The sequence below is a fragment of the Novosphingobium sp. BL-S-21 genome, from assembly GCF_055521655.1.
This window is the reverse complement of the sequence record NZ_CM145496.1, coordinates 1,033,002-1,045,283: the sequence shown is the minus strand read 5'-3', so window position 1 is coordinate 1,045,283 and position 12,282 is coordinate 1,033,002. Positions and strand designations below refer to the sequence as shown.

At 67.1% G+C, this 12,282-nt stretch carries 12 protein-coding genes; 4 read left to right on the top strand and 8 right to left on the bottom strand.

From position 1 onward, the window contains the following. From ACZ1J6_RS13280 to ACZ1J6_RS13270, 3 genes are all read left to right on the top strand, one after another. Entirely contained in the window at positions 1-1,725 is a 1,725-nt protein-coding gene (locus ACZ1J6_RS13280; protein ID WP_465128118.1) for a GMC oxidoreductase, read from the top strand. Continuing rightward, complete coding sequence (locus tag ACZ1J6_RS13275) at positions 1,722-3,149, top strand: MFS transporter (protein ID WP_431566922.1); 1,428 nt, start codon at positions 1,722-1,724, stop codon at positions 3,147-3,149. The genes ACZ1J6_RS13280 and ACZ1J6_RS13275 overlap by 4 nt, the downstream gene beginning before the upstream one ends. Before the next feature lie 212 nt (positions 3,150-3,361). Then, complete coding sequence (locus ACZ1J6_RS13270; protein ID WP_431566921.1) at positions 3,362-4,393, top strand: Rieske 2Fe-2S domain-containing protein; 1,032 nt, start codon at positions 3,362-3,364, stop codon at positions 4,391-4,393. Positions 4,394-4,441: 48 nt separating this feature from the next. Here ACZ1J6_RS13270 and ACZ1J6_RS13265 read toward each other — a convergent pair whose 3' ends face one another. The 7 genes from ACZ1J6_RS13265 to modA all read right to left on the bottom strand — a co-directional run bounded on the left by ACZ1J6_RS13265 (position 4,442) and on the right by modA (position 10,820). After that, a complete protein-coding gene (locus ACZ1J6_RS13265) occupies positions 4,442-5,449 on the bottom strand; it encodes a nucleoside hydrolase (protein WP_465128117.1) in 1,008 nt (335 codons plus the stop codon). A gap of 3 nt (positions 5,450-5,452) precedes the next feature. After that, positions 5,453-7,114, bottom strand: coding sequence for a family 43 glycosylhydrolase (locus tag ACZ1J6_RS13260; protein ID WP_431566919.1), 1,662 nt, complete (start codon positions 7,112-7,114; stop codon positions 5,453-5,455). Next, positions 7,111-7,503 carry a C-glycoside deglycosidase beta subunit domain-containing protein gene (locus ACZ1J6_RS13255; protein WP_134093134.1) on the bottom strand — a complete coding sequence of 131 codons (393 nt, stop codon included), beginning with the start codon at positions 7,501-7,503 and terminating at the stop codon, positions 7,111-7,113. Before ACZ1J6_RS13255 ends, ACZ1J6_RS13260 begins: the two co-directional genes overlap by 4 nt. Continuing rightward, positions 7,503-8,507: a sugar phosphate isomerase/epimerase family protein gene (locus ACZ1J6_RS13250; RefSeq protein WP_431566918.1), complete on the bottom strand. Its 1,005-nt coding sequence runs from the start codon at positions 8,505-8,507 to the stop codon at positions 7,503-7,505. The genes ACZ1J6_RS13255 and ACZ1J6_RS13250 overlap by 1 nt, the downstream gene beginning before the upstream one ends. A gap of 181 nt (positions 8,508-8,688) precedes the next feature. Continuing rightward, the gene (locus tag ACZ1J6_RS13245; protein WP_431566917.1) at positions 8,689-9,324 is read right to left on the bottom strand and encodes a molybdenum ABC transporter ATP-binding protein; all 636 of its coding nucleotides are present in this window, start codon (positions 9,322-9,324) and stop codon (positions 8,689-8,691) included. Then, positions 9,314-10,030, bottom strand: coding sequence for a molybdate ABC transporter permease subunit (modB, locus tag ACZ1J6_RS13240; protein WP_134093131.1), 717 nt, complete (start codon positions 10,028-10,030; stop codon positions 9,314-9,316). The genes ACZ1J6_RS13245 and modB overlap by 11 nt, the downstream gene beginning before the upstream one ends. A 19-nt stretch (positions 10,031-10,049) precedes the next feature. Then, positions 10,050-10,820, bottom strand: coding sequence for a molybdate ABC transporter substrate-binding protein (modA, locus tag ACZ1J6_RS13235; RefSeq protein WP_431566916.1), 771 nt, complete (start codon positions 10,818-10,820; stop codon positions 10,050-10,052). 254 nt (positions 10,821-11,074) lie between these two features. On the opposite strand from modA, the gene ACZ1J6_RS13230 reads away from it, so the two are divergent. After that, on the top strand, positions 11,075-11,281 hold the full coding sequence (locus ACZ1J6_RS13230) for a hypothetical protein (RefSeq protein ID WP_132263366.1): 207 nt from the start codon (positions 11,075-11,077) through the stop codon (positions 11,279-11,281). 28 nt (positions 11,282-11,309) lie between these two features. On the opposite strand, the gene ACZ1J6_RS13225 is transcribed toward ACZ1J6_RS13230, so the two are convergent. Next, positions 11,310-12,188, bottom strand: coding sequence for an alpha/beta fold hydrolase (locus ACZ1J6_RS13225; protein WP_134093129.1), 879 nt, complete (start codon positions 12,186-12,188; stop codon positions 11,310-11,312). Positions 12,189-12,282: the final 94 nt, after the last annotated feature.

Sequence of the window (12,282 nt, the reverse complement as noted above, 5' to 3'; positions counted from 1 at the left end):
ATGACAAACAACACGCAATTCGATGCGCCCCAGTCCGACGCGCCCCAGTTCGATGCGATCGTCGTCGGCTCGGGCATTACCGGCGGCTGGGCGGCCAAGGAACTGACCGAGGCGGGCCTCACCGTCCTGATGGTGGAGCGCGGCCGCAATATCGAGCATCAGACCGGCTACGACACCGAACTCAAGGCGCCTTGGGAAATGCCGTTTCGCGGGCAGGGCGATGCCGAGCTTTATGCGCGGGAATACCCGGTGCAGATGCTCAACCGGCACTTCAACGAGTTCACCGAAGGCCACTTCGTCAACGATGCCGATCAGCCCTACCAGAAGGCGCCCGGCAAGGACTTCGACTGGTTCCGTTCCTACCAGCTCGGCGGTCGCTCGCTGACCTGGGGGCGGCAGTGCTATCGCTGGTCGGACTACGACTTCGGCGCCAACAAGCGCGACGGGTTCGGCACCGACTGGCCGATCCGCTATGCCGACCTGGCGCCGTGGTACGACAAAGTGGAGGACTTCGTCGGCGTCTCGGGCGCGGCGGAGGGGCTGCCGCAGCTTCCCGACGGGCGCTTCCTGCCGCCGATGGAACTGAACTGCGTCGAATCCGCAATGCGGGAGCGAATCCGGGCGAAATACCCGGACCGCGTCATGACCATCGGCCGCACCGCGAACCTTACCGAAGCGCGGCCCGAGCAAGGCCGGGGGCATTGCCAGTATCGCAGCATCTGCGCGCGGGGCTGCTCCTACGGTGCCTATTTCTCGACGCAGTCGGCGACGCTGCCCGCGGCGCAGAAGACGGGCCGGCTCAAGGTCGTCACCGATGCACAAGTACACAAGGTGGACTACGATCCGAAGAGCGGCCGCGTCACCGGCGTGCGCTGGATCGACACCAGGACCGGCGAGCACAAGGTGGCATACGCCCGCGTCGTGTTCCTGAATGCGGGCGCGTTCAACTCGGTTCACCTGATGCTGAACTCGGCCAGCGAGGCGATGCCGCAGGGCCTCGCCAATTCCAGCGGCGTGCTGGGCACGCATATCATGGACCATGCCAATACGATGGCGGCCATGGCAGTGGTGCCCGGTTTCGAAGGGCGGACGAGTTTCGGGAACCGGCCGACCGGCATCGTCATCCCGCGCTTCCGCAATCTCGACACGCTGGACGGCGAGGGCTTCACGCGCGGCTATTCGTTCCAGGGCGGCGCGCTGCAAGGCACCTGGACGCGCGGCAAGCGGATGGGCGGCATCGGCAAGGACTACAAGGAAGAGCTGCACCAGATCGGCGCCTGGACGATGGTCCTGGTGGTCTTCGCGGATTCGATGCCGCGCGCCAGCAACCGCCTGACCCTCAGCAGGCGCACCGACCCGCGCGGCGTCCGCCAGCTTGAGATCGCCTTCGCGCACGGCAAGGAGGAAATGGCCGCGCTTGCTGATGCCCACCGCGAGGCGACGGCGATGCTCACCGATGCCGGCGGCCATGTCGTCATGGGCTTCGACAAGCCCGGCCACGGCGGCACTTCCATCCACGAGATGGGCGGCGCGCGCATGGGCTGGGATCCGAAAACCTCGGTGCTCAACCGGCACAGCCAGGCGCACGACATCCCGAATCTCTTCGTCACCGACGGCGCGCAGATGAGTTCGTCGGCCTGCCAGAACCCCTCGCTCACGTACATGGCGCTTACCGCGCGCGCCTGCGCAACGGCGGTTTCGATGCTGAAGGAAGGCGTGTTTTGACGGCGCTTGCGGCGCCGGCGCTTGCCGTGAACCTGACCGAGCGGCAGAAGTCGCTCGCCTATCTGACGCTGATGGTGGCGCTGGTCCTCGAGATCGTGGACGTCACCATCGTCAACACCGCGCTGCCGGTGATCGAGCAGGATTTCGGCGCGGCGGCGGCGCAGGCGCAATGGGTGGCGGCGGGCTATTCGCTGGCCTTTGCGCTGCTGCTCATGCTGGGCGGGCGGCTGGGCGATGCCTTCGGCTACAACCGCCTGTTCATCGGCGGCGTGGCTGGGTTCACTTTCGCCTCATTGCTCTGCGGAATGTCGGCCAGCCCGGACCAGCTGATTGCCGCGCGCGTGCTGCAGGGCGCGGCGGGGGCGATGATGGCGCCGCAGGTCATGGCGCTGATCCAGGTGCTGTTCGAGCCGCTGGAGCGTGTGGCGAAGCTGGCCTGGGTGGGCGTGATCGGCGGACTTTCGGCGATCTGCGGACCGATCATCGGCGGCGTGCTGATCCATGCGAACCTGTTCGATCTCGGCTGGCGAAGCGTGTTCCTGATCAATGTGCCGGTGGGCGTAGTAGCGGTCATGGTCGCGCGGCGGCTGCTTCCGGACGCGCGGTCGCCGCTCGCGCGCGGGATCGACGGGGGCGGGACCATGCTGTTCGCCGCGTCGATGGCGGCGCTGCTCTATCCCCTGGTGCGCGGGCATGATCTGGGCTGGCAGCCGTGGCATCTGGCGCTGCTGATCGCCGCGCCGGTGATGATGGCGCTTGTCTGGCGCCGGACGCTGCGCCGCCGGCGAAGGGGCGAGCCGACCTTGTTCGCGCCCGAATTGTTCCATCAACGACAGTTCTCGTTCGGTCTTGCCATCGCTCTCTGCTTCGGGGCGGCGACGGGTGGGTTCCTGTTCGTCTTCGCTTTCGGCGCGCAGAAATTGCTGAGCTTCTCGCCGCTCCAGACCGGCCTGCTGCACATACCGTTCAGTGCCGGGGTGATGCTCGGTATCGCATTCCTCGGCCGCAAGCTGGTGACCAGCCACGGCAGATGGGTGCTGGTCGGCGGGATCTCGCTGATGGCATTGTTCGCGGGTGGGACCTTGCTGTGGATCGAGAGCGGCGTGCCGTTCTGGTGGGCGCTGCCCTGTCTCGCACTGGCCGGGACCGGCATGGGCATGACCAGCGGGCCGCTGACGCCGGTGATCCTCGCCCGCGTCGATCGCAGCCATGCCGGCGCCGCGAGCGGTTTGATCAAGACCGTGCAGGAACTGGGAATGGCGCTGGGCATCGCGGTGGTCGGCACCGCCTTTTTTGCCGGGGGAGCGGCAGGCGCAGTGGGCGCCGTCCTGCCCGCGGTGGCGGCGATCGAGGGCCTCATGCTGATCTGCTTCGTGCTGGCGCTCCAGCTTCCGGCGCCGCTCTTTCCCGAGCAGGATGCTTGACTGGAATTCGCGTTCTATTTAAAACCAAGCCCAGCCTGGTAGCGGAGTCTCTCCGCTTGGGAAGTCGGCGCCGCTGCTAGAGCCGCGCCTTCATGCTGCGGGCCGCTTTGTCCTTCGGGACGACCCTTTCGGGGGTGGCGGCGCAGCATGTGAGCAGCACGATATCTGCGCACATCGTCCCGGCACTCCCCGAAAATCACTGGGAGAAGACGATGTCCGATTACGTGCGCAATCTCTGGTATCTGGGCGCCTGGGACCACGAAGTGCCCGAGGGCGGCATGCTGTCTCGCACATTGCTGGACGAGAAGTGGTTGATCGCCAGCCTGTCCGACGGGACATATGCAATGCTGACAGACCGCTGCCCGCACCGCTTCGTGCCGCTGAGCAAAGGGCGGTTGGAGCAGGATGTGATCCATTGCCCCTACCACGGGCTCGGCTTCGATCGCACCGGGGCCTGCGTGCACAATCCCTTTCCGGCGCCGCCGCCCGCGCATGCCCGCGCGCGGACGATGCCGGTGGTCCATCGCCATCGCGGACTGTGGTTCTGGCCCGGCGATCCCGAGCAGGCCGATCCCGCGTCGATCCCGGACTTCGCGTTCGTCGACCGGGAGGACATGCAGCGCAGCCGCCTCGTCATCCAGGGGCATTACGAGCTGGTGACGGACAACCTGATGGACCTGACGCATGCGGAGTTTCTCCACGTCGCCAGTTTCGGCGTGAACGGCTCGATCTTCTCGGGCCGGCAATCGGTCCTCACCGATGAGAGCGGAGCGATCTGGAACAACTGGGACATGGAGGCGGTCACCCCGCCGATGTGGGCCGCGCCGATGCTGGGCGAAGGGGACCGGGTGGACCAGTGGCTGCACATGCGCTGGCACGCGCCTGCGGCGATGGCGCTGGCGGTCGGACTGGCCCGCGCGGGGACGGGGCGCAAGGACATGGTCGTGCCGCAGATGCTCAACCCGCACATCATCACGCCGGAGACGCGTACCAGCAGCCACTACTTCTACGATCACGAGGCAACGCCCGAGGCCGAGGCCCTGGCGCGCCAGGTCTTCGTGGAGGAGGACGAACCGATGATCGAGGCGGCGCAGCAGGCGCTGGGCGAGCAGGACTTCTGGACGGCGCGTCCGGCGATCCTGGAAACCGATGCCGCCGCGATCCGCGCGCGGCGCCGGCTGATGCAGCTGCGGCGGGCAGAGGCGGGGGCGGAAGAGAAAGCCATCCTTGCCGAAGCAGGGTGAGGATCGGGGGCGGCGGCGCAGTGCGCTGCCGCTCCGTCGATCTGCGTCCTACCTGGCGTGATGCTCCTGGGCGTTCAGCATCATCAGCGCCAGGAAATCGTCGAAAGCGAGGCGGGCGTCGATCCTCGTGCAGACTCTCAGGCTGCGTCCGGCGATTTCGGCTCCGTAAGTGCCGTCGTCGTTGACGGCACGCGCCGTGACCGTCTCCAACCGGCTGCTCTCCGGCGTGAGCGTGCCCAGGACGACCGTGGGTGTATCGCCCATGGGCCAGGCGCCGCCGATATCGACGAAGTCGGGCGGCGAGGTGAAGCGATCGTAGAGCCACTGCGTGAAAGGCGAGATCGGCCGCAGCCGCGCCTCCATGTCCGCGATCGACATCTGCATCTGGCGATAGGTCGATTGCGGCACCTGGATCAGTTCCAGCGCCGGATCGCCGAGAACCCGGCGCGCGGCGGGAAGGTCGGCCATGAGATTGTATTCCCAGCCGCCCGCCGGTCCGCTGGCTGCTGCCCCAGTGCCTGACGAATAGTCTCCGCCGCCGATCCAGATCGCTTTCATGCGCCCGGCGATGCGCGGCTCCAGTTGCAGCGCGGCGGCAAGGTTGGTGAGCGGGCCGCCGCACGTGAAGACGAGCGGCAGCTTGTCCTCGCGCATGGCCTCGGCCACGATGGCCCTGGCGGCGGCGGAGGGCGTCAGCTCGCCCAGGTTCTCGGTGCCGGCGACTGTCGGAACCGCCGCGATCCCCAGGCGCTCCGCCAGTTCTATCGCGACCGCGGCGCCAAGCCGGGCCGTCCGGTCGGCAGGGCCTTGCGAGGGGAACTTGCGATCCAGCGCCGAGGATGTGACGAGCACGGTGCGCGCCTTGGGGCTGAGCAACTGATGGGCCAGCGCGACCAGCGAGTCCGGGTCGCCGGCATAGTCGTTGTCGGCAATCACGCGAACCGAGGCGCGCTGGGGGATCCGCTTGAAGTCGGCTGCGGCCAGGGGACCGTGCAGGGCAAGCGCGCTGCCCGCGCCGATCATGCCTGCCACGGCGCTGCGACGGTCCGTCATCATGGTTCAGCCTCCCTCGAAAGCACGGTAGCGATAGTCGCGGAAGCGAGCCAGGCCATTGCCGCTGGCGAAGAGGGCCGGGCGAAGGCTGGCGAGATCGTCCATCGTATTGGCATGGTAGCCGGAGACTTCGCTGCGCACGGCATGGCGGATCCAGTCGCCGCCGGGCACGCGGTGGTACATGGTCACGATCTGCCGTGCATTGACGATCCGCAGGTCGATCCGGCTGCCTTTCGCCACGGGCTCCTGCCAATAGCTTGGTTTGCCGCCGCGGTAGCTGACCATCCGGGTGCCGTCATAGCCCATGCCCAGGAACAGGCGATCGTTGAAGAACAGCAGCAGCCCCGCTTCGGCCCCGCCTTCCAGTTCCAGCGAGACGGTGCATTCGTAGGCATGGTCGCCGACAAGATGGGTAAGCGGGGAGCAGTCCTGCGGCCCGGCTCCCTTGGCGGCGAGCGCCAGCGCGCCGCCGCTGACCACGGCGCGCGTGCTTTCGCTGGGGGCCTGGTTGTAGAACCGCCAGCGCGTGCCCAGCGCGGCGCGCGAGAAATCGTCGGACCAGGCCATTCCCTGCCGAAGATCCCGCGGGGCCGAGACGCTGCCGGTCTGGCCGCGAACGGCGGGCTTGGGCAGGGGGCGGGAGAGATCGGCGCCCATGGCGCGGGGCCAGCCGTCCTTGTCCCACTGGATCGGTTCGAGCAGCGTCTGGCGGCCCAGCGTGTAGAAGCCGTTTTCATAGCCGTGATAGACGGCCCACCAGTCTCCGCCCGGCCCTTCCACCAGACTGGCATGCCCGCGCGAGAGCCACTTGTCCGCCGGGTTCCAGGTGCGGATGATCGGATTGTGCGGGCAGTCCTGCCAGGGGCCGTTGATCGAGCGGGCGCGGGCCACCGTCACCATGTGACCCGTGGGCGGACCGGCCGTGCCGCCCACCGCGGTCACCAGGTAGAACCAGTCGCCGCGGCGGAACAGCTTGGGGCCTTCCAGCGAATAGGCCTCGGTCACCCAGTCGTCGGGGTACTTCCAGCCATCGTAGACTTTCTCCACCGGCCCGTCGGTGGCGAGGCCGTCGTCCGTGAGGCGCACGCGGTTGACGCCCGAGAGGAACAGGTAGCGCTTGCCGTCTTCGCCCACGACATGGCCGGGGTCGATCAAGCCGCCGATGCCAAGGTCGATCGGGTCGCTCCAGGGGCCGCGAATGTCGTCGGCGTGGATGACGAAGATATTGGCAAAGCTCTTGAGGCCCTGCGACCAGGGCGCCTGCATGAACGGGATGTAGATGTAGTAGCGCCCCTCGTGCTTCACGAGATCGACCGCGAAGACGGTGCCGAGAGGCTTGTCGAGCGCGGGGCCGATGGGCGTCCAGTTCACCAGATCGCGCGAGTGCCAGATCAGCAGGCCCGGCGCCGCCTCGAAGGAGGAATGGGTGAGGTAATAGTCCTCACCGTCCTTGAGGATCGTCGGGTCCGGGAAATCGCCGGCCAGCGCGGGATTGAGATAAGTCCCGTCGCCGCGATCCGCCCGCCGCTGGCCCTCGGTGCCGGGCAGGGCAGGGGCCTTGGCCGGCGCGGCGCGGCCCGCGCTCCAGGCCGCACCCGAGCCCGCTGCGAGGCCCGCACCCAGGCCCGTGAGGGAACCCAGGCGCAAGGCGTCACGCCGGTCGATCATCGGGCGAGCGAAACGCGCTTGGCGTCGCTGTTGACCGAGGGGAAGGGCAGGTAGGAGACGCGCAGCTGCTGGAGCAGCGAAAGCTCGTGCTCGCCCTCGGGGAAGCCACCGGCATGGTCCACCAGGATGGTCGCCGGCGCGCCGAAGGGCCAGCGGCGATCGTAAGCCACTTCCATTTCGTCCAGGCTGAGCGGGCCTTTGCCTTCGTCGAAACGGACGGCTTCGCGAGGCAGGGCGGCGCCGTCGATCGAGACGTCCAACTTCTCGACCATCGAGAGGCCGAGGCCGCGATAATAGCCCAGCCGGGCCTCGAAGGCGAAGCCGGTCGGTGCATCGGCCGGGCCGGTGTTGCGCAGGGTGGCGGCGTCGATCAGGTACTTGTCGAACATCAGGCGATCTCCCTTTCCGCGTCGGCTTTGGCAATGAGGCGTTCGAACATGACGTGCTGGCGGCGGACCTGTTCGCGGCTGTCGACCGGCGAGACGTCCTGGATCCAGCGGTTGCCCTCGTATTCGCTGGAGAGCGTGCCTTCCCAGCCGCACTTCACCAGTTCGGGGATCACTTCGTCATAAGCGATCGTGGGATCGGTGCAGTCCTCGCTCATGCCGTAGAACTTGGCCTGGATATGCCGGAAATAGGGGGCATAGTCGCCGATCCGCCGGGGGTTGGCATAAGGCGCGTGGCGCAGGGTCTCGGCCATGGCGATTTCCGCCTTGTTGCCGCCCATCTTCACGGCGACTTCGTAGATCGTGTATTCGCACATGATCTTCTGTTCGTGCTGGTCGACGATGAACTGCGTCACTTCCGGCCGGGCGCCCTGCCGTTCGAAGCGGGCGCGGAATTCGGGCGGGTAATGCTTCATGAAGATGCCCATGTCGGGCAGGATGCCGAGGTGCTTCGTGCCCAGCCGATCCGCTTCCTCGATGGTGCGCAGGATCCAGGCATGTTCGAGATGCCAGGGCGCGTGGACTTCGACGCCCATGTGGACGTCCAGTTCCTCGGCATAAGGCACGCACTGCGCCAGGATGTCGGGCCGCACGAAGACCAGCACGCGCATGTTGCGGATGCCCAGGCGGTTGCAGAGCACCAGATCGCGCCGGATGCTCTCCACCTGTTCGGCATCGGAGATCAGTTCGCCCTTGCGCAGCTTGGTGTCGAGAAACATGTCGTAGCAGGTGAAATGCGCGCCGTGGCGGGCGAGCATCTCGTGCCAGCGGGCCACTTCGGCATCGTCGATATGCGGGAAGGCCGGCATGTTCTGCTCGGGCAGGATTTCGATGCCCGTCGCGCCGATCGACGCGCCGAAGGCGATGCAGTCCTCGACCGACATCTGCCCCAGGAACATCTCTTCCTGGAAGCTGTAGAGGCTGACGCCCCGCTGGATTTTCGACATGTACCCCATCTCCCGGGCCTGCCTGTGCAGTGCCTTAGTGTATTAGAATTACAATTCATGTTTGGGCGATGCGCGCGAGGCTGTCAATCGGGGGAGAGCGCAATTATTCGGTGTCGGCTCGGCTTAAGAGGTCAGCCGCGATCTTTGGCTAGATCGTCGGCCCGATCTTCGGGCAAGCGCTTCAGCTCCGGGCCGGGATGTCGATCACGCGGTCGGCCAGCCGGTCCACTTCCGCGCGGTCGTGGCTGACATAGAGGATCGGCAGGGCGAGTTCGTCGCGGATGCGTTCGATCACGGTGAGGATTTCCTCGCGTCTTTCGGCATCGACCGAGGCCAGCGGCTCGTCCATCAACAGGAAGCGGGGGCCGGAGAGCAAGGCGCGGCCGATCGCCACGCGCTGGGCTTCGCCGCCGGACAGCGTGGCCGGGCTCCGGTCGAGCAAGTGGCCGATGCCCAGGAAGCCGAGCGCGGTGTCGAGATCCATCCAGCGCTGCGCCGGCGGCGCCAGACGCCAGCCGTAGAGCAGGTTGTCCCGCACGGAGCGGTGCGGAAACAGGCGAAGGTCCTGGAATACGTAGCCGCAGCGGCGCTGCTCGGGCCGCAGGTCGATGCGCCGGGCCTTGTCGAACAGTATCGTGTCCTCGACGAGGATGTGGCCGGCGCTGGGCCGCGCGAGTCCGGCGATGGCGTCGAGCAGGGAGGTCTTGCCCGCGCCCGAAGGCCCGAACAGCGCGGTCAGGCCGCCTTTTTCGGTCCGGAAGACATATTCCAGCCGCAGCTTGCCGCGCTTCAGGGAGATCGCCAGGTCAAAGGGCATGATGTGCCGCCCCCGCCTGGCCGTATCGGGAGCCGCTGCGCCGCGCGAGCCATTCGGACGCCACCAGGGCGACGAGCGAGACGAGGATCGACAGCACGGCCAGGCGCGTCACCTGCCACTCCGAACCGGGCATCTGCAAGGCGCTGTAGATGGCGAGCGGCAGGGTCTGCGTTTCGCCCGGAATGTTGGAGGCGAATGTGATGGTCGCGCCGAATTCGCCGATCGAGCGGGCGAGGCCGAGCACGAGTCCGGCCAGGACGCCGGGCATGGCAAGCGGCAGGGTGATCGTCGCGAAAGTGCGCCAGCGCCCGGCGCCGAGCGTGCGGGCGGCGCTTTCGAGGCGGCGATCGACCGCCTCGATCGAGAGGCGCATGGCGCGGACCATGAGCGGCAGTGCCATGACTGCGGCGGCCAGCGCGGCGCCGGTCCAGCGGAAGATGAACGTCAGCCCGAAGCCTTCCGCGAAGAAACGGCCCAGCGGACCGGCCGGGCCGAAGGCGATCAGCAGGAGCCAGCCGGTGACGACAGGCGGCAGGACCAGCGGCAGGTGCACCAGCGCATCGAGCAGGACCTTGCCGGGAAAGCGCCAGCGGGCGAGCACCCAGGCGAGCGCAAAGGCGACCGGCAGGATCGCGGCCATGGCGACGCCGCTGACCTTCAGCGACAGGAGCAGGACCTGCCATTCTTCCGGGGAGAGGGCCGTCACGCCAGCGGGTCGTGCAGGATCAGCGCGCGCCGAAGCCGAAACGGCGGAACACGGCCTTGCCCTCGGTGGAGATCAGGTAGCGGCGGAAGCCTTCCGCGTCCTTGTGGCGCGAGGATGCCAGCACCGCCACCGGGTAGCTGATGGGGTCGTGCGAACTGGCGGGGAAAGTGCCTACCACCTGCACGCCGGGTTCGGCGCGGGCGTCGGTGCCGTAGACCACGCCCAGCGGCGCGGCGCCCCGGCTGACGAGCGCCAGCGCGGCGCGCACGTTTTCGGCGGGCGCCAGCTTGCCCTGCACCGAAGGCCAGACCTTGAGCCGGGTCAGCGCCTGCTTGGCATAGATTCCGGCAGGCACGGCGTTCGGGTCTGCCACGGCCAGTCGGTTCGGGCCAAGCGCGGCCGCCAGCGGGAAACCGGGGCGAATCGTCAGGCGCTTCGCCTTGCCCGCGGGGCCGACCAGCACCAGGGTATTGGTCAGGAACGACACGCGGGTCTTGGGGCGCAGCAGGCCCTTGGACTGCACTTCGTCCATCCAGGGTTCGTCGGCGGAGACGAAGACGTCTGCCGGGGCGCCCGATTCGATCTGGCGCGCGAGGGCGGACGATCCGGCAAAGGAGATCTTCGGGCGCGGATGCCCCTTGGCCGCCCAGGCGTCGGCCGCGGCATTCATCGATTCCTGCAGGCTGGCCGCCGCCAGCACCAGGGGTCCCGACTGCTGGGCAACGGCAGGTGCGACCGCCAGGGCGAAGACCGCGAACAGCGATGTCAGGAAGGCGAGCAGCCGGCGCATGGTGGAAGGTCTCCGAAAGGACTGGGCTATATTCCGTCGTATATGGCTGGATGCATGCATTGCAAGGCGTTGATGCGGCGCGACGCGGAGTGGCCTGGATGGTGTGGGCCCGATGGTTTGGGCCTGATGGTATGGGCAAGCCCGGAGGAAGATGTTAGCATCCCGATTCTGCGGGAAGGTTCGGGACGTCACGCCAAAAGGCGGACGGCATCGGACCGGCGGGCAAAACCGCCACGCATTAGGGGATGTTGTGAATGAACGTCGTGAACGAAGGTATCTTTCAGTTCGAACGCCGTCCGGAAGGTTTCGCCGGACTCCATCACGGGATCAGTTCAAGCCTGGTCTATGCCGCCCAGAGCGGCAAGTTGGGCAATCCGGAACATGACGCGCGCGGGTTGATGATCGCCGTCGCGCTCTGTGCCTGCTGCTGGCTGGGCCTCGGTTACTTCCTGCTCACCTGACGCGGCGGCCCCGGCCGGGGCCGGCCCCTCAGTCTGCCAGGAATGCCTTCACATCGCCCATGAAGCGATCGAACTGGTCATGGTGCAGCCAATGGCCGGCGTTTTCGTATTCGATCAGGCGGGCGTTCGGGAAGTGGTCGATCCGGCCGTCTTCGGCAGGGCTCTGGGCGAAGCTGTTCTGGCCCCAGAGCATGAGCATCGGGCAGGTGATCGCCTGCCACAGCGCGACGATGTCCGAAGTCGGCAGGTCCGATACCGACCAGACGTTGACGTAGTTGTCGAACTTCCAACTCCAGGTGCCGTCCTCGTTGCGGCTGGCGCCATGGATGGTGAGGTGGCGGGCCTGCTCCTCGGTGAGGAAGGTGTTTTCCTCCTTCATGCGCTGGTAGGCATCCTTGCGGGTGGCGTATTTGCGCGGCAGGCGGCCGGCGGCGCGGCGCTTGTCCTCGATCCACTGCTTCAGCCGCTCTCCCGGGCCGCGTTCCTCCATCTGTCGGCGGATCTGAGGCGGCGGGCCAAGCCCTTCGATGTTGACGAACTTCGCCACTTTCTCGGGGAACAGCCCGGTGAAGCGGGTGGCGATATTGCCGCCGAGCGAATGGGCGACGATCGTCACTTTCTCGTGCCCGAGCGTATGCACCAGTTGTGCGAAATCGTAGACGAAGGCGTCCATCCCGTAGTGCCCTTCGGGCGACCATTCGGAATCGCCGTGGCCGCGAAGGTCCGGGCAGATGACGTTCCAATCGTGCCGCAGTTCCTCCGCCACCCAGTCCCAACTGCGGCAATGGTCCCGCCCGCCGTGCTGGAGAATCAGCGGCGGCGCGTCCGGGTTGCCCCAATCGACGTAGTTGAGGCGCAGGCGCTGCGAGATGAAGCGGTTCGAAGTGGGACCAAGCTGGCTTTTCATGACGAAACCGTGATCCCGGCCCGCGCCGAGGTCAATGGGGAGAGGCTCGTTCTGCCCGCTGGACAGGGGGCATCAAGTGCCGATTTGCGGGGAT

Excerpts from the sequence above, each read along its gene's own strand:
- ACZ1J6_RS13280 (WP_465128118.1), top strand. The coding sequence starts at position 1 with ATGACAAACAACACGCAATTCGATGCGCCCCAGTCCGACGCGCCCCAG.
- ACZ1J6_RS13270 (WP_431566921.1), top strand. The coding sequence starts at position 3,362 with ATGTCCGATTACGTGCGCAATCTCTGGTATCTGGGCGCCTGGGACCAC.
- ACZ1J6_RS13265 (WP_465128117.1), bottom strand. The coding sequence starts at position 5,449 with ATGATGACGGACCGTCGCAGCGCCGTGGCAGGCATGATCGGCGCGGGC.
- ACZ1J6_RS13260 (WP_431566919.1), bottom strand. The coding sequence starts at position 7,114 with ATGATCGACCGGCGTGACGCCTTGCGCCTGGGTTCCCTCACGGGCCTG.
- ACZ1J6_RS13255 (WP_134093134.1), bottom strand. The coding sequence starts at position 7,503 with ATGTTCGACAAGTACCTGATCGACGCCGCCACCCTGCGCAACACCGGC.
- ACZ1J6_RS13250 (WP_431566918.1), bottom strand. The coding sequence starts at position 8,507 with ATGTCGAAAATCCAGCGGGGCGTCAGCCTCTACAGCTTCCAGGAAGAG.
- ACZ1J6_RS13245 (WP_431566917.1), bottom strand. The coding sequence starts at position 9,324 with ATGCCCTTTGACCTGGCGATCTCCCTGAAGCGCGGCAAGCTGCGGCTG.
- modA (WP_431566916.1), bottom strand. The coding sequence starts at position 10,820 with ATGCGCCGGCTGCTCGCCTTCCTGACATCGCTGTTCGCGGTCTTCGCC.
- ACZ1J6_RS13230 (WP_132263366.1), top strand. The coding sequence starts at position 11,075 with ATGAACGTCGTGAACGAAGGTATCTTTCAGTTCGAACGCCGTCCGGAA.
- ACZ1J6_RS13225 (WP_134093129.1), bottom strand. The coding sequence starts at position 12,188 with ATGAAAAGCCAGCTTGGTCCCACTTCGAACCGCTTCATCTCGCAGCGC.